The sequence below is a fragment of the Martinezella sp. CNPSo 3890 genome, from assembly GCF_057784455.1.
Genome location: NZ_JBXSOR010000019.1, coordinates 16,342 through 32,795 on the forward strand (window position 1 = coordinate 16,342; position 16,454 = coordinate 32,795).

The following is a 16,454-nucleotide window of genomic DNA, read 5'->3' on the forward strand; positions in this document are numbered from 1 at the left end:
AGCCTCCACTCCGGACATCGAATTTCCACGATCGGATAGTCATGCTATCCGAAGCGATGATGCTTGTGGCGAGGGCGCAGATGACGACGATCCGGCAATCGGTGGATGCCTACGAGACCTGGATGCGGGCGCAGCTCGGCGCCGATCTGGTCGAGGCGGGTCTGGCAAAGAAGCACAAGCTGATGAAGGCCGACAGCTTCTCCTTCCTGCGCGGTACCTATTGGCGCTGGGCGGAAACCATCCTCGACGTCTGCCCCGAGCTCAAGAGTGCGCCGCAATTGCTGGCGATCGGCGATACGCATCTGGAAAATTTCGGCACCTGGCGCGATGAAGAAGGCCGCCTCGTCTGGGGCGCCAATGATTTCGACGAGGCGGCCGTCATGCCCTACGCGCTCGATCTCGTGCGCCTTGCCACGAGTGCCATGCTGGCGCGCGGCGAGGACGGCCCGACGCTGCGTGTTGTTGCCGACAGCATCCTCGCCGGCTATCGCCGCGGACTGCGCGAGCCGTCTCCCGCCATTCTCGAGCGCGATTACAAATGGCTGCGCAATGCCGTCTTGCTGCCGAATGCCGAGCGCAAAGCCTTTTGGGAGAAATACCGCAACCTGCCGCCGGCGACGGATCCCGTGGCGGACCGCTACCTCAAGGCACTGCGCAAGGCGTTGCCCGAACCAGCGACGACATTCGAGCCGAAACCGCGTCTGGCCGGCACCGGCAGCCTGGGCCGTCCGCGCTTCATCGCCTATGTCGAATGGCGCGGCGGCCCGGTATTGCGCGAGGTCAAGGCGCTTCTGCAATCCGGCTGGTCGCTGAAGCACGATCCGTCGGACAGTACGATCCGGACGGGTATTATCGCCGGCGGGCGGGCGCGCTCACCCGATCCGCGCTATCAGGTGGACGGAGGCTTGCTGGTGCGCCGGCTCTCGCCCAACAGCCGCAAGATCGAAGTCGACGGTGATGCCGAGGTGCTGCTGTCGCCTGACATGCTCGATCTGATGGGGTTTGAAATCGCCAATTGCCACGCCAACGATGCTTCGCTCGTTCCCGGTATTCTGGCCGATCTCGATGCGCGCAATGCCGATTGGCTGCGTGTGGCCGTCAAGGCGGCGGCCGCAGCGGTCACGGCGGAGCAGGCGGAATTTGCGGGAAGAGGCTAAGGCCGGCGAACCGGTCAATGCCCAGCAGCTTCCAGGATCAGATGGGCGATTGTATCGGGATGCGAGATCAGCGAGAGATGGCTGGCCTTCACCTCGATCGTCGTCGCGCCCATCCGCTTGGCCATGAAGCGCTCCAGATCCGGATTGATCGTCCTGTCTTCGGTGGAGACCGCATACCAGCTGGGCTTGCTGCGCCAGGCGGCCTGCGTGGTCTTGCCGGACAGAAGCGCCTTCTGGAAGGGCTGCTGCACGGCATAGAGCACCTCGGCCTTGGCCTTAGGCAAGTCGCCGGCGAAGTCGCGCAGGAACGCTTCCTCGGTCAGCCGTCCTTCGTCGCCATCAAAGACGATGCCGGCTGATGCCGGCGGTGTCGGATATGTCTTGGCGAGCGCCGTATAGTCTTCGCCGGCATCCGGCGCGCGGGCGGCGACATAGACGAGCGCGGAAACCTTCGGATGCACACCGGCTTCGGTGACGATCATGCCGGAGAAGGAATGGCCGACGAGGACAGTCGGGCCGTCCTGACGATCGAGAACCCGCTGCGCGGCCCCCACCGCTTCCGGAAGTGTCGTCAACGGATTTTGTACCGCCGTGCAGTTCAGCCCCCTGGACTGCAGCCGGGCGATAACCTCCGTCCAGCAGGAGCCGTCTGCGAAAAGTCCGTGGGCCAGGACGACATTGCGTGCCTTCAATGGCGCAGACTTAACCGCTCCGGATGCGGGTGTCGCATTGCTGGCGGCCACGCCGCGCGCGGAAACGAGGGAGGCCGCGGCGCCGGCGATAATGGCGGTCGAGAAACTCCGTCTGGTCAACATCATGATCGTGATCCTTATGGTTGGAGGATTAATAGGCGCCAGAAAGCCGTCCGCGCCGAATGTCGGAGCGGCAAAGCTTCTGAAATTCTGTATGTCTCGGAGCGGCATATGATCAAACGCGCGGATCAAATATGGCCGATCCTGTATTCCTGTTCAGCGTCGAGCTTGCCTTGTGTATGCAAAGCGGAGGCTGTTGATTGTTTGTGTATTCGAAGTGGCGGATTTGGTCAATGATTGGATGCGTAACGGTTGCGTGATGGGTTATATGTATGCGAACACAATGAGGTGATATGCTTTTGCATACAGCCTTGGTTGACCTTGCCGAGGTAGGAGCGATGGTGGGCGACGCTGTTGAAGATCGCGAGTTGCTGTCGGAGCGTATTCACAGCCCGAAACCATCGTGCAGGCTATAGCAGAAGAGGATGGGGAAATGGCGTCGCGGCCCATGTGGAGACATATGCTGAATGCCGCGACGGCATTGCGGCACTTTATCGAGGCAGCAAGCTTACCTGAGCATTGCAGCCAAAGTCCGGCTCAGCCGCGGGCGATCCGCACGATATGCTGATCCCAGGCGACATCGCTGTGCGCACCGAGGAAATTGCCGTCGTAGGATGAGACGGCAAAACCGTGCCGTGCCGGCGCGATGCCGGCCGCATCGGCGATGCTCTCCACCTTCAGCACCTTGCCCGTCGTCGCATCCAGCGTAACCGAAGTTCCTTCGATCGGTGATGTCACACCGACCAGATTTTCGGCGCGATTGACGGCGATGGCGCCGACGTAATTGCCAAGTGCCCGCGTGGTCTCGTCGGGCAGGGTGACGAAACTCAGGTCCTCGCCTCTCGCGAAATGGCCGACAAGCGGCGGCAGGTCGTTGCGATGCCCTTCATATTGGCAAGCGAACCAGACGCGGCCACTGGCGTCGATATCGACATGCCGGGTCGAGACCTGCGCGTATTGCGCCGGCAGCGTATGTTTTTCGATCAGCTGGCCGCTCGCGGCGTCGATCAGCGTCAGCGACGGTTCCATGTGATCGAGGTTGAGCTTGGTGCGGCCGAAATCCGGATGGGTCTCGATGCCGCCATTGGCGACGATCAGGAATCTGCCATCGTCTGAAACCGTCATGTCGTGCGGGCCGACGCCATAGGTGTCGTATTCGCCGATGCGGGCAAAACGGTTGCTGCTGTCGTAGAGCCCGATGATGCCGCGATTATAGTCGAAATCGTTCTCGCTGGCATAGAGCAGCCTGCCATCCGGCGAAAACGTGCCGTGCCCGTAGAAATGCCGGCCTTCTCTAGCGGAAATGACGATCGGCTCGGCCTTGTTCCAGGGATCGAAGATCATCGCATAGGTGCCGGGCCGGCGCGCGAAGGCGACGGTCTTGCCGGTCGCCTTTGAGAAGGCCATGCCATGGGCGCGGGCGGGCAGCGCCACCTGGTCGACGATGTAGCCCTGTTCTGTCACGGTCGCCACGGCAAAGGAACCATCGGCACTTCGAATGCCGGAAGCATAGACCGCATCGGCCCGCTCCAGCGCCATCAAGGCACCGGGCTTCAGGGCCGCCAGGAAGGTCAGCCCCGCGGCTTTGACAAAAGTTCTCCGATCGATCAGGCCGCTGCGCATCGCGCTCAGTCCCCGTCGGCGAAGGAGAAGCCGGCCGAAAGACCGATGGCGCCGCCATACTGGTCGCTGAAGCCGGTAGCGAGATCGCGGCTGATGGAAAGCAGCTTGTCGATCTTGGCGCGTTCCGCGTCGTTGCCGATGGCGGCTTCGATATCCGGGTTGATTGTTGGCGCGGTGGTCGCGAGTTCGTTCAGCAGCCCGTCGATCTTGATAGCGACATCACGCTTGTCTGATGGCAGCAGGCTTGCCATGTCGGTCTTTTCCCACAGCGTCTTGATGCCCTCGACATTGCCGGTGAACGACGTCCAGGTGTTGCCCGAGCGCCAATAGATCGCCATCTTCGGCCGCGCCGCCGCCGGATCGCCCTTGTAGAAGGTTTCCAGCCGCTGGTCGCGCATATTGGCAGCGCTGTGCACGAGGATGCCGAGCAGTGCGGTGACGGCCTCCTTGTTGTCCATGAAATCGTCGCTGGTCTTGCCCGGGAATTTCCAGGATTTCTGCACGCCGTCGGGCGCGTCCCATTCGTCGGCGATTTCCTTGGCGGTGTTTTCGATGTTGCCGGCAACCGCCGCGCCATAGCGGCAGCGGAAGCTCTGCTTCTCCTTGCCGAGGACATCGGAGCCGTTGCCGAAGAGCACATATTCCAGCGCCGTCATGCTCATCAGCGCCACGCTCTTGCCGGCGACGGCTTCAACGGTCGTATCCTGCTCGTCGGCCTTAGCGATCAGCGCCTGCACCTGCTTGAGGCCGACGCCCTTACGGTCGGGATAGAAGAGGATATGCTCGAAGCGGTTCTGTTCGATGATCGGGCCGGTATCGACGATCTCGATGCGCGACCAGCTCTTCACGGTGTCGCCGAAAGCCGATTTGGCGCCGGAAAGGGTGGCGTCCGTAGGATCGGCGCAAAGCGTCTTCATCGCGGCAGTCAGTTTCGAGGCGGAGTCGTGCATGGCGCGGTAGCCGGGACGAATCACGTCATCCACCGCCTTCTGCAGAGTGGCTGGCACCGCTGCCTCATTCAAGCCCGTACCAGCGGTCGTCGCATCCTCGGCATGGGCAGGCAGGGCCGCAACGGTAAGCAGCAGGCCGAATGCAAGGCATTTCCATTGGCGCATCAGAGGGACTCCAGAAAGTTGATGAGGACTTGCCGATCGTCCTTCGAAAGACCGGCGAATGCGTTGCGGGCTTTTTCCGCCTCTCCTCCATGCCAGAGGATGGCTTCGGTCAGCGTACGGGCGCGGCCGTCATGCAGATAGGCCTGCCGGCCGCTCACCGTCTGTGTCAGGCCTATACCCCAGAGCGGCGGCGTGCGCCAATCGCGACCGGATGCCACGCCCACCTGCTGCCCATCCGAAAGACCTTCGCCCATGTCGTGCAGCAGGAAATCGGAATACGGCCAGATCAGCTGGAAAGCCTGCGGCGAATCCTTGGCGTCGCTGCTCTTCAAGCCGTCCCGCGTCACGAATTTCGGTGTGTGGCAGGCCGCACAGCCGGAGCGGTAAAACATCTCCTTGCCGTGCAATACGGCGGACTGGCTCGTCGCGCGTCGGGCCGGCACGGCGAGATTTTCGGAATAAAAGGTGACGAGGGGCAGCACGGGGTCCGGCGCTTCCGTGTCGCCCATCCGCTTCTGCACGCCAGTCGGCATTGTCAGGCAGTGGGCTTCCTTGGGCGTGCAGTCGCCATAGGGGTTTGGCCGGTCGGGCGTCGAAATGCCGATATCGGCGGAAAAGGCGTCGGCCACCTGGTCGCGCACGGTCGCGTTCTGTGCTTTCCAGCCGAATCGGCCGAGCGCGATCTTACCAGTGCGATGATCGCGGACGATGGCGGGGCGGCCGCGTATGCCGGTGCCTTTCCTGTCGTCCGGGTCGGCATTGGCGAGAATATCGGCATCCGGAATGGCTTCGATCAGCCCGAGCCCGATCATCGGCGGCGCTATGCGCGGCGAAAGGGTGGTGCTTGCATCCAGCGGACCGTAGGCGAGATCGCTGACGCCGTAATGCGGCTTGCGCAAGGTCACGGTTTCCCCGCCGGCAAGCGTCACCGTCTCCTCGCTATAGTTGACGGTCACCTTGCCTTCGGCCGCAAGGCCGGGGACGGCTAGATCCTGCAGCTGTGCCCCGTATGTCGAATCCGGAAAATTGAGTGCGTGAAAATCCTTGACGGCCTGCTCTTCCTCCGGCGTCACGGCGGGCCGCGCAAGGCGCAAGACCATCGAGGTCGCGGCAGCGCCCGCTTCCTCGGGCGGATGGCCGCGCCCGTCGCGAATATGGCAGCTCTGGCAGGAGCGGGCATTGAACAGCGGCCCCAGGCCGTCGGATGCTTGCGTGGAGGAGGGGGCGGAGACCCAAAGCTTGCGGAAGAGTGCATTGCCGAGATGAAAGTCCTGGCCCTGTTCCTGGTTTAGCTTGGCCGAAGGCTGGGAGAAAATATCGCGCGTGATCTTGTCGATCGAGGTCAGACCACCACCCTGCATCGTTTCATAGGGTTCGGCCTTGACGAAGTTGCTAGTTGCGCGAGTCACGTCGCGCACGCGCTTCAGCTCTTCCGTAGAGAGATCGCTACGCGTGCTCGGAAAATCGAGAATATCGGCGGCTGCCAGCGTGATGGAAAAAACCAAAAAACCCGCAGCGAGGGCGGGCAAAAGGGCACGATTGGCCGGGATGCGTGTCATGGGTGTCGGGGCGGCAACGCCTTGTCGCGCTGCCGCCATCCCTTATTACTTCTTGGTGAAGACGGCGTTCGGGTTGTCCAGGCTGTCCGAACCTTCGAGCTTGATCGTGCCGAGATCGAGAGCGGCGATGACCCGCTGGATGCTCTTCGTCTGGTCGAGCAGGCCGTCGATGGCCTTCTGCACGGTGGCGTTGCCTTCCTTGTTGCCCTCGCCAATCATCTGGTCGTATTTCTCGACCGTCTCGCCGCGATGCACCATCGCCTTCATGGCGGCAAGCGTCGCGTCGAGCTTGCCTTCCATTTCCTTGTCGAGCGACGGATCCTTGGCCTTGACCAGATCGTGCAGCGACGGGCCCTTCAGCTTGGTGCCGTCGACGCGGGTGTAATTGCCGGTATAGGCAGACGCGATGCCGATGGCGTCGCCATTGTGCTCGTTATAGGTATTGTCGGAGAAGCAATCCTGCTCTTCTTCCGGATCGTGCAGCAGCAAGCCGAGCTTCATGCGCTCGCCGGCAAGTTCACCGTAGGAAAGCGAGCCCATGCCGGTCAGGATGGTGGTCAGGCCGGCCTTCGGATCGGCTTCCACATGCTTGGTGGCTTCGCCGTCCGCCGCCCACTTGTCGGTCATCTCCTGCAAATCCGAAACCAGCAGCGTCGAGGCCGATTTCAGATATTCGGCGCGGCGGTCGCAATTGCCGTGCGTGCAATTCTTCAGATCGTAATCGGTGGCGGGACGTTCGCCGGCGCCGGCACCCGTGCCGTGCAGGTCCTGTCCCCACAATAGGAACTCGATGGCGTGATAACCCGTCGCGACATTGGCCTCAACGCCGCCGGCCTGATGCAGCGTACCCGAGAGGAATTCCGGCGTCAGATGCGAGGCGTCGACATCCTTGCCGTTGATCTTGATCGTCTTGTTGGCGATGACGTTCGCGACATAGAGCGCGTTCTCATCGCTTTCCGTGCCGTAGGAGGCGTCGACATAATCGATCAGTCCCTCGTCCAGCGGCCAGGAATTGACCTTGCCTTCCCAATCGTCGACGATCGGGTTGCCGAAGCGGTAGACTTCCGTCTGCGCATAGGGAACACGGGCCTTGATCCAGGCCGCACGTGCCGCCTTCAGCGTCTTGTCGCTGGGGTTGGCGAGCAGAGCATCGATCGCCTTGTCGAGTGCTTTCGCTGTCGTCAGCGCATCCTCATATTTGGCATGTGCCAGGTCCGCATAGTGCTTGAGAACGGCGGCCGGCTCGGGAGCGGCTGCGAGAGCCGGCAGGCTGAATGCGGCGGTCGTGACCACGGCCACCGCGAGCGCGGCGCCAATTCTGTTTTTCAGTTTCATGTTCCTCTCCTGTGACAGCGGGGGCACCGTCAAAACTTGGCAATTTGTGTCATGTATGAAAAACAAACTTGTGTCAAACGCTCTAGTTTAGAACGATTTTAAGGCGAGAGACCAAGGGTTTAACGCCACAAGCGAAATGGATTCGCTTGTGAATGCGCAGCTATAGGCCGTTTGGATATTGCGTCAGCAAGGCGTGGAAGCCGGCTCGATCGCCGCCAGCTCACATCTTCCGCTGCAGGCGGCTGAAGAAGAAGCCGTCGGTATCGGTAGAGGCCGGTGTCAGGGTAATGGTCTTGCCGTCGGAGGAGCGCGGCTTTGCGACATCCTTGCCGAACAGCGTCTCCCAGGAGCTCAGGGTTTCCACCACTTCGAAATCCGGATTCTGGGCGGCGAAACGGTTCACCTGTGCCTCATTCTCCTCCGGCAGCACCGAGCAGGTGACATAGAGCAGAGCGCCGCCGGGGCGGACGAATTCGCCGGCTTGCGCCAAGGCTTCCTGTTGCTGGCTGGTGCGTTCGTCGAGGTTTTTCTGTGTCAGCCGCCATTTGGTATCGGGACGCCGCCGCCAGGTGCCGGTGCCGGTGCAGGGAGCATCGACCAACACCTTGTCGAACTTGCCGCGCAGTTGGAGCAGGCCGTTGCGGTCATCGTGGACTTGAACGTTGCGGGTGCCGGCCCGCTTCAGCCGCTCGATGATCGGTGCCAGCCGCCGCCGGTCGCTGTCATAGGCATGGACCTGGCCCTTGTTGTGCATCGCGGCCGACATGGCGAGCGTCTTGCCGCCACCGCCGGCGCAATAATCAAGCACCTGGTCGCCTTCATCAGGCAGGACCAGATCGGCGACGATCTGCGAGCCTTCATCCTGCACCTCGAACCAGCCCTTCTGGAACGAAAGTTCGGCCGTGACGTTCGGCAGGCGGGATGCGCCTTCTCCGGCGGGAATACGGATGCCGAAACGGGCGATGTTCGATGGCTGCCCACCGGCGCGCTCCAGGGCCTTCACGACTTTGGCGCGGTCGGCCTTCAGCGCATTGGCGCGAAGGTCGAGCGTCGGGCGCTCGGCAAGGGCCTTGGCTTCGGCAAGCCAGCCATCGCCGAAGGCTTGGCTGAAGGAGGGCTCGACCCATTCGGGAATATCACCCTGGACGTGACGAGGCGCATCTTCGAGCTTGCGGGCCGCAAAGGCGGCCAATGTTTCGGCGCTCGGCGCCTCGGGTGCGAATTTATCGCCGTCCAGCTCGGCAGCCAGCGCCTCCGGCGTCAGGCCCCATTGGCGGAAGAGTACGGCATGGGCAAGCGCGGACGCGCTGTCGTCTCCCATCAGCCAGGCATGCGAAAGCCGCATGCGCAGGGCGTCATAGACGATGTTGCCGATCGCGGCCCTGTCGCCGGAGCCGGCGAAGCGATGGGCCAGGCCCCAATCTTTCAGGGCATCGGCCACCGGTCGCTTGCGCGCTTCGATATCGGCAAGAACTTCGATGGCCCCCTGCAATCGGCCGCCCAGACGCATTCACACTCTCCTGCTCGCGCGTGACCCGGAACCCGTTGGAGCTCATCTTGGGACTCTGCGCCCTACCAAAATCGCTGACGGCTCGCCAATCCGCGTAAATAGTGCCCAAGGCGGCGGATTTTGAGACGTCTCAATCGCGTGGTAGCCGCGATTGGCCGAGAGAGCAAGCGTCATGCCGATTTGCCGGATGGTTCCGGCTTGCCGCGATTACTTCGAGGCGACGACCTCGTAACAGACTTTCGCGGTACCCGAAGCGACCATGCCGATGTTCTGTGCGGCAGCGCGGGAGAGATCGAGAACACGTCCGCGAATGAAAGGCCCACGGTCGTTGATGCGAACGACGACGCTACGGCCATTGTGCTTGTTGGTGACCCTGAGACGCGTGCCGAATGCGAGCGAGCGGTGGGCTGCAGTAAGATTTCTGGAACTCATACGTTCCCCGGAAGCAGTTCGGGAGCTTCCCCCGTACCATGAAGCGCCTCCGCAGCCAGCGGATGCAAATGCCGGAGTCGAAACGACAGCAATGGAGGCGGATATAGTTGCGGCGATTGCCAAAGAACGTGCGATTTTCTTCAAACCGATTTTTCCCTCAAGCTATTGAACTTGCGCCCTGGGTAGGCGGCGGGGCTTAAATCAGGCCAAAAATGGCGAAAAAGTGCCACCATCGATCACGGAATGTTACAATCTGTAACATTTGTGATGCTGAGGGAATACTAGGACTATTCAGCGGATTTGCTTAATTGTGGAAAAAACCCAATAAAATCAGTTAAAAATAGAACGAATTTTCTCGTAAGCATCGACCGATGCCAGGCATCACAAAAATCGGAAAAATAATTTTCCGGCTTTGCCATAATCGCTGCCGCATTTGTGCAATTTTAGAGGTCATTAACCATAAATGCGGAGCAAATTGAACTAAGGCAGCCGGCTAAGTAGGAATTTTCATGCGATATAGCGGGGATATCGGGAGCAATTTCTCAGCCGCGCCATGCTCCAGAGGACCAGAGTTCGGCAAGCGACATGCGATACTCTGGGTAGCGGAGCTGGAAGCCGAGCGCACGCAGTTTCGCGTTCGAAACGCGCTTGTTCTCGCCATAGAAGGAGCGTGCCATCGGCGTCAGCTCAGCCGTTTCGAAAGGCTGTTCCGGTGGCGGTTCGACGCCCATCAGGCGGGCGGCCTCGGCAACGACATCCTGCGGCGGTGCAGGTTCGTCGTCGGTGACATTATATATGCCGCCGAGCTTGCGATCGGACAGGAAGCGGGCACATGCGCCGATATCCTCGACGCGGATGCGATTGAACACCTGGTTCGCCTTGATGAGCCGCCGGGCGGTTCCCTTTTCCAGATTGCAGAAGGCATTGCGGCCCGGGCCGTAAATGCCAGAGAGCCGCAGCACCGCGACGGGAAGGTCAAGCCGGACGCCTGCGCGCAGCCAGCCGTCTTCTGCCTCGACCCGCTCGACGGAGCGATCGGCGATTGGATGCAGTGATGTTTGCTCGCTGACCCAAGCGCCCTTATGGTCGCCATAGACCCCGACGGTCGAGAGATAGCAGATCCATTCCAGCTTCGGCATCAAGGCCTTGAGATTGAGCTGCGCCAGCCGCAGCAGCGGATCGCCTGATTTGCCCGGTGCGATCGATTGCACCAGATGCGTGGCGCTTTGCATCGCCTCGGCAAGAGCCAGGTCGAGGGCCTCGCCATCGAAGACGAAGGCCTCGATGCCATCTTTCGTCAGCTGCTTGGCCTTGTCGGCGGAGCGGTTGGTGCCCGTGATGCGAATGCCGGAGCCGGCGAAGGCCTTGGCGATGGCCGTTCCGGAATAGCCGCAGCCGAAAATCATCACATGCATCACGATACCCCTGCCAGTTTCCATTCGGCGCGGACTTCTTCGTCCGCCTCGTCATTTCTTTCTGCCGCAAACGCGTGGAATTCGCCAGCCGTCATCAGCCGGGACAGCGCCCAGACCGCCATGCCGCGCACGACTGGCGATGGGTCTCCAGCCAGTTGGCGACATCTCTCTATAAGGAAGCGATCGCGCGAATTGCCGGCAGCGATCAGCACATTGCGGATGAAGCGGTCGCGACCGATACGCTTGACCGGCGAACCGCTGAAGAATGTGCGGAAGCTTGCATCATCCAGATCGAGCAGGAAGGCGATGGACGGTTCCTTGAGATCGTCCCGAGCCACCAGCTTCATTTCCGAGGCGGCACTGGCGAACTTGTTCCAGGGGCAGGCGGCAAGACAGTCGTCGCAGCCGTAGATGCGGTTGCCGATCAACGGCCGAAGCTCAGGATCGATCGGACCCCTGTGCTCAATGGTCAGATAGGAAATGCAGCGACGCGCATCGAGCTGATAGGGGGCCGGGAAGGCAGCGGTCGGGCAGGCGTCGAGGCAGGCCCGGCAGGAGCCGCAATGGTCAATCTCCGGCTCATCGGGCTCGAGATCGGCCGTGGTGAACATCGAGCCGAGAAAGAGCCAGGAGCCAAAGCCACGGCTGACCAGATTCGTGTGCTTGCCCTGCCAGCCGAGGCCGGCAGCCGCTGCCAGAGGCTTCTCCATGACCGGCGCCGTATCGACGAAGACCTTGACGTCCTCTTTCGAGCGCGCCGCGAAGCGGGTGGCGATCTCCTTCAGCCGTCCTTTTATGACATCGTGGTAGTCACGGTTCCGGGCGTAGACCGATATTGCCGCCTTATCCCTCTTCTCCAGGATGTCGCGCGGGTCTTCCTCCGGGCCGTAATTGAGGCCGAAGACGACGATGGACCGCGTCTCGCTCCAGAGTACGCGCGGATCGCCTCGGCGGTCGCGGGTCTCCTCCATCCAGCTCATGGTGCCGTGATAGCCCTTGTCGAGAAACTGGCTGAGCCGGACGGCCGCTTCCGGAATGGCATCCGGCCTGGTGATGCGACAGAGATCGAAACCCTGAGCACGCGCTTCCTCTCGCACGAAAGCCGTCAGCGTGCTTCTGCGCTTGTCCGCTTTTTCCGTTTCGCGATCATCGGGCATATCGAGCCCTCGTCATAGCAATTCCAGGATAAGGTGCGTTAGCGGTTTTCCGTTCGGAATTGCGTGAAAAACGCTCTAGAAATCCAGATCGGCGTAATGTGAGACCGGGGTGACACCGCGCACACGCTCCGCCAGGATCGGCCTGAAGGAAGGGCGCGACTTCAGCCGCTGATACCATTCCTTGGCAACAGGCGATTCCGTCCAGTCGATCTCGCCCAGATAATCTAGCACGGAAACCGAGGCCGCGGCGGCGAGATCGGCGTAGCTCAGCCGCTCGCCGGCCAGCCACTGCCGCGAACCTGCGAGCCAGGAAAGATACTTCATATGCTGGCGGATATTGCCGCGCGCCATGCGCATGACCTTGGAATCCGGCGCGCCGCCGCCCTGTTCGGCGGTCATCTGCAGCTTGAAGACGCGCTCGCGCGTCAGCGGCCGCGTCACATCCTGCTCCATCTTCTGCATGAACCATTCCGTCAGCCGGCGGATTTCGGCGCGCTGGAACGGATCTTCGGCCAGAAGCCGGCGATCGCGCTTCAGAACGCCGTGTGTCTCGTCGAGATATTCGGAGATGACCGAAGCACCGCAGAGCGCCCGCATGCTGTCATCGACGTAGACAGGCAGGGTGCCAGCCGGGTTCAGCGCCAGGAAATCGCGGCGCTTTTCCCAGGTCTGTTCCTCGATCAGCTCCGTCTGATAGCCATATTCCGTCAGGATCAGACGAACGAACCGGGAGGAAGATGACATTGGGTGATGATACAGCGTCGGCATTGGTACTCGGGTGTTTCTGATTGATGCTACGGAAGTCTTTTCGGTCGCGATCCTGCGGCCCTAGTCATTTGTCATCGGTTGAAGCTATAGGATCTTGGCCTAGTTTGCACAAGCGAATCGGGCCGCCCTGCCGTTAGACAAAGGACACGATATGGCTGAACAAATTGTTATCGCGTTGGTTTTAGGCCTTGTAGAGGGGCTTACGGAGTTCATTCCGGTCTCCTCGACAGGCCATCTGATACTGCTTGGACATTTTCTCGGTTTCAAATCGGCCGGTACTTTTGAAGTTTTGATCCAGCTCGGCGCGATTCTCGCCATTCTGCTTGTCTATTTCAATCGCCTCGTCCAGATCGCCAAGGCGCTCCCCGTCAGCGCCAAGGCTCGTCACTTCGTGCTCGCTGTCCTTTTCGGCTTCCTGCCCGCCGCCGTCATCGGCGCACTGGCGCATGATTTCATCAAGACCGTGCTGTTCGATTCGCCGAAGGTCATCTGTATCTCGCTGATCCTCGGCGGCATCGTCCTGCTCGTCATCGACAGGATCGAGTTCAAGCCGAAATACACCAGCGCCTATGAATTTTCCTGGCCCATGGCGGTCAAGATCGGCTTCTTCCAGTGCCTGGCTATGATCCCTGGAACGTCACGCTCCGGTTCCACCATCGTCGGTGCCCTGTTGCTCGGTGCCGATAAGCGTTCGGCCGCCGAGTTTTCCTTCTTCCTCGCCATGCCGACAATGGTCGGCGCCTTCACGCTGGATTTGTGGAAGAGCCGCCACGATCTCAGCTTCGCCGATGGTCAGCTGATCGTCATCGGCTTCTTCATGGCCTTTATTTCGGCGCTGTTCGTGGTGCGCGCGCTGCTCGACTTCGTATCCCGCCGTGGTTACGCACCCTTCGCATGGTGGCGCATTGCAGTCGGCGCAATCGGTCTCATCGGTCTCTATTTCGGCTGAGACCGATCGTCGGGCTGATATCCTGGAAAAAGTGAAGGCCGGTCAAAACCGGCCTTTTTCATACCCGATCAGTTTCGGGAGGACGCGTCGATGGAACCCGTCGTGCAGGGGTCGACGCCATAGGTTGGCGCACATTCGCCCTTGATCGAGGCGATGCTGCCGCGAGCCACGAAGGAGCCTGCGAGAATCACCAGTGCCGCGCACGCAAACAGAAGCGCGATAGACTTGCCCATCGAAGAATGCCTTTCCGCAGAAGTGTGAAGCGCGCCGCGAACCGGTTCATTGTCCAAGCCTGAGACGCGCGGCTGTGTTAGTCAGTGGAATGAGCAATAGCAATAAATGTTCATATTAAATTTGACGTTAATGCTACTATTTCCGCACTGCGTCTTTTAAGCAACGCTGAGCTGTGAATGGCGCGGCTCCGCCAGCGTCGTAAAGTACGATCCTGCCTTCGCGGAGCAGCAAAAAACGCCGCCCGGCAGAACCGTGCGGCGCTTGAACTTCATGAGATGGCTGAATCGTCAGGCGGCTTTGCCCGAGCCGGTGAACTGGCCCTGCGGACGGTAACGCACCAGATAGGACGGCAGCACGGAGACGAGCAATGTCGGCAGCAGGCCGATGCCCTTCAGGGTGCGTCCTTCCGCTTCCGCCTGCTTGGAAACGACATTGTCGCTCTTCAACAGCGTTACCTGATCGGCGGTGATCGGCGGCTTGATGAGCGGCACCAGCGAGGCGACCGAGCCGATCAGTGAAGCCAGGCCGAACGGAATGGAGACGAGCGACTTCTTCCGGTTGATGACGGCAAGCGTGGTCTCGAGACATTCGCGGAAGGACAGCACTTCCGGACCGCCGAGCTCATAGGTCGTGCCGGCCTTCAGTTTGCCGTCGACGCTGCGGGCGACGGTTTCCGCGATGTCCTGAACGTAGACCGGCTGGAATTTGGTCTTGCCGCCGCCGATCAGCGGCAGGAAGGGCGCGGTGCGCGACATGTCGGCGAACTTGTTGAAGAATTCGTCTTCCGGTCCGAACACGATCGAAGGACGCAGGATGATTGCATCCGGCTTGATCGATAGGATGGCGGCTTCGGCGCGTGCCTTGGTTCGGGCATAGGCCGAGGGCGAATTGGCATCGGCGCTGAGGGAGGAAATATGCGTCAGCGAAGCGCCGGCATTGCGGGCGGCTTCCGCAATCGCCTTGGCACCGAATTCCTGTACCGCGTCGAACGTGTTGCGGCCGCTTTCGGCGAGAATGCCGACGCAGTTGACGACATGCTGAGCGCCTTCAACGGCACGGTCGATGGAATTGCGGTAGCGCACATTGGCCTGGACGATCGAAATCTGGCCGAGATTGCCGAGCGGCTGCAGGAAACCGGCAAGATCGGGGCGGCGAACAGCGACACGGATGCGATAGCCGCGCTTGGCAAGCGCACGCACGGTGTGTCGCCCGATGAAACCTGATCCTCCGAACACGGTGACGAGCGGCGGGAGGTTGGACAGGGTCATGGCAGGCTCCTCGAAAGGCTTTGATTGGGCTTATCTGGTTTCGTCTTAGCCGATCCGCGCGCCGAGGTGAAGTGCTATCGCGCTGCATTGCAGCGGCCGCTTTTCAAAGGGTTTAAACCCCTTCGACGACCACCATTTCCGCGTCTGCCACCTGCTGCCGGATTTTGGCCGCGATCTGGTATTCCGGCGAATTATAGCAATCGACGGCGTGCTGCAGCGACGGAAACTCGATCACAACGTTGCGGCCGCGCGCCTGTCCCTCAAGCGGCGTGAAGGCGCCGCCGCGCGCTAGGAAATTCGCGCCGTACTTCTCGAAAGCGGGTTTCGCGGCTGCGACATAATCCTTGTAGCGCTCGGGGTCGCGGACATCCACGCGCGCGATCCAATATCCCTTTGCCATATCTACCTCCCTGATTGTCGTCGTAGTTTAGAGCGCGGCGTCCATCTCGGCGAGGATGGTGCGGGCGGCCTCTTTCGGATCGGCCGCCTTGACGATCGGCCGCGCGACGACCAGATGGCTGGAGCCGGCCTTGATGGCATCGGCTGGCGTCATCACCCGCTTCTGGTCGCCCTTGTCGCTGCCGGCCGGCCGGATGCCGGGGGTCACCAGCGCCATATCCGGCCCGATGATCTTGCGGACGGCGGCGGACTCTTCGGCCGAGCAGACGATGCCGCCCATGCCGGCCAGATGGGCCTGTTCGGCCCGGCGCAGCACCAGCGTATGCGGGTCATATTCGTAACCGGCGGCGATGAGATCGCCTTCGTCCATCGAGGTCAGCACGGTGACGCCAAGCAGGCAGAGATCGGAGCCCTTGGCGGCTTCGACAGCCGCCTTCATGGCTTTCGGATAGGCGTGCAGCGTCAGCATCGACATGCCCATCTTGACGATGTTCTCCACGCCGGAGGCGACAGTATTGTCGATGTCGAGCAGCTTCATATCGAGGAAGATCTTCTTGCCGCTGGCGGCAAGGTCGCGCGCGAATTCCAGGCCGCCGGCAAAGGCGAGCTGATAGCCGATCTTGTAATAGAGAATATCGTCGCCGAGGGCGCCGACCACTTTTTCGGCCTCCTGAAGGTTTGGAACATCCAGTCCAACGATCAAGCGGTCGCGTGCGGTCAT

At 61.2% G+C, this 16,454-nt stretch carries 16 protein-coding genes; 2 read left to right on the top strand and 14 right to left on the bottom strand.

Annotated features, from left to right (window positions below; all coding sequences use genetic code 11):
* Positions 1-80: 80 nt before the first annotated feature.
* Entirely contained in the window at positions 81-1,157 is a 1,077-nt protein-coding gene (locus AC13RC_RS29025) for a DUF2252 family protein (RefSeq protein WP_488559409.1), read from the top strand.
* 14 nt (positions 1,158-1,171) lie between these two features.
* On the opposite strand, the gene AC13RC_RS29030 is transcribed toward AC13RC_RS29025, so the two are convergent.
* From AC13RC_RS29030 to AC13RC_RS29075, 10 genes are all read right to left on the bottom strand, one after another.
* Positions 1,172-1,975 carry an alpha/beta fold hydrolase gene (locus AC13RC_RS29030; RefSeq protein WP_488559333.1) on the bottom strand — a complete coding sequence of 268 codons (804 nt, stop codon included), beginning with the start codon at positions 1,973-1,975 and terminating at the stop codon, positions 1,172-1,174.
* A 531-nt stretch (positions 1,976-2,506) separates the two neighbouring features.
* Complete coding sequence (locus AC13RC_RS29035) at positions 2,507-3,592, bottom strand: DUF1513 domain-containing protein (RefSeq protein WP_488559334.1); 1,086 nt, start codon at positions 3,590-3,592, stop codon at positions 2,507-2,509.
* A 5-nt stretch (positions 3,593-3,597) separates the two neighbouring features.
* Positions 3,598-4,707, bottom strand: coding sequence for an imelysin family protein (locus AC13RC_RS29040; protein ID WP_488559335.1), 1,110 nt, complete (start codon positions 4,705-4,707; stop codon positions 3,598-3,600).
* Positions 4,707-6,266: a di-heme oxidoreductase family protein gene (locus AC13RC_RS29045; RefSeq protein ID WP_488559410.1), complete on the bottom strand. Its 1,560-nt coding sequence runs from the start codon at positions 6,264-6,266 to the stop codon at positions 4,707-4,709. Before AC13RC_RS29045 ends, AC13RC_RS29040 begins: the two co-directional genes overlap by 1 nt.
* A 45-nt stretch (positions 6,267-6,311) precedes the next feature.
* Positions 6,312-7,601, bottom strand: coding sequence for an imelysin family protein (locus tag AC13RC_RS29050; protein ID WP_488559336.1), 1,290 nt, complete (start codon positions 7,599-7,601; stop codon positions 6,312-6,314).
* A 220-nt stretch (positions 7,602-7,821) separates the two neighbouring features.
* Positions 7,822-9,111, bottom strand: a complete 1,290-nt coding sequence (locus AC13RC_RS29055; protein WP_488559337.1) for an RsmB/NOP family class I SAM-dependent RNA methyltransferase — start codon at positions 9,109-9,111, stop codon at positions 7,822-7,824.
* Between the two features lie 207 nt (positions 9,112-9,318).
* Positions 9,319-9,687 (bottom strand): septal ring lytic transglycosylase RlpA family protein, encoded by a 369-nt coding sequence (locus AC13RC_RS29060; RefSeq protein WP_069611070.1) that lies wholly within the window; start codon positions 9,685-9,687, stop codon positions 9,319-9,321.
* Positions 9,688-10,085: 398 nt separating this feature from the next.
* Positions 10,086-10,958, bottom strand: a complete 873-nt coding sequence (locus tag AC13RC_RS29065) for an SDR family oxidoreductase (protein ID WP_488559411.1) — start codon at positions 10,956-10,958, stop codon at positions 10,086-10,088.
* The gene (gene queG / locus AC13RC_RS29070) at positions 10,958-12,115 is read right to left on the bottom strand and encodes a tRNA epoxyqueuosine(34) reductase QueG (protein ID WP_488559338.1); all 1,158 of its coding nucleotides are present in this window, start codon (positions 12,113-12,115) and stop codon (positions 10,958-10,960) included. The genes AC13RC_RS29065 and queG overlap by 1 nt, the downstream gene beginning before the upstream one ends.
* Before the next feature lie 75 nt (positions 12,116-12,190).
* On the bottom strand, positions 12,191-12,883 hold the full coding sequence (locus tag AC13RC_RS29075) for a glutathione S-transferase family protein (RefSeq protein WP_015338534.1): 693 nt from the start codon (positions 12,881-12,883) through the stop codon (positions 12,191-12,193).
* Between the two features lie 151 nt (positions 12,884-13,034).
* Here AC13RC_RS29075 and AC13RC_RS29080 point away from each other — a divergent pair, with 151 nt between their 5' ends.
* Positions 13,035-13,832: an undecaprenyl-diphosphate phosphatase gene (locus AC13RC_RS29080; protein ID WP_069611073.1), complete on the top strand. Its 798-nt coding sequence runs from the start codon at positions 13,035-13,037 to the stop codon at positions 13,830-13,832.
* 68 nt (positions 13,833-13,900) lie between these two features.
* Here AC13RC_RS29080 and AC13RC_RS29085 read toward each other — a convergent pair whose 3' ends face one another.
* The 4 genes from AC13RC_RS29085 to pyrF all read right to left on the bottom strand — a co-directional run bounded on the left by AC13RC_RS29085 (position 13,901) and on the right by pyrF (position 16,454).
* The gene (locus tag AC13RC_RS29085) at positions 13,901-14,065 is read right to left on the bottom strand and encodes a hypothetical protein (RefSeq protein ID WP_488559339.1); all 165 of its coding nucleotides are present in this window, start codon (positions 14,063-14,065) and stop codon (positions 13,901-13,903) included.
* 288 nt (positions 14,066-14,353) lie between these two features.
* Positions 14,354-15,334, bottom strand: a complete 981-nt coding sequence (locus AC13RC_RS29090) for a complex I NDUFA9 subunit family protein (RefSeq protein ID WP_488559340.1) — start codon at positions 15,332-15,334, stop codon at positions 14,354-14,356.
* A gap of 112 nt (positions 15,335-15,446) precedes the next feature.
* On the bottom strand, positions 15,447-15,734 hold the full coding sequence (locus tag AC13RC_RS29095) for a DUF1330 domain-containing protein (RefSeq protein ID WP_015338538.1): 288 nt from the start codon (positions 15,732-15,734) through the stop codon (positions 15,447-15,449).
* 27 nt (positions 15,735-15,761) lie between these two features.
* Entirely contained in the window at positions 15,762-16,454 is a 693-nt protein-coding gene (gene pyrF, locus AC13RC_RS29100; protein ID WP_488559341.1) for an orotidine-5'-phosphate decarboxylase, read from the bottom strand.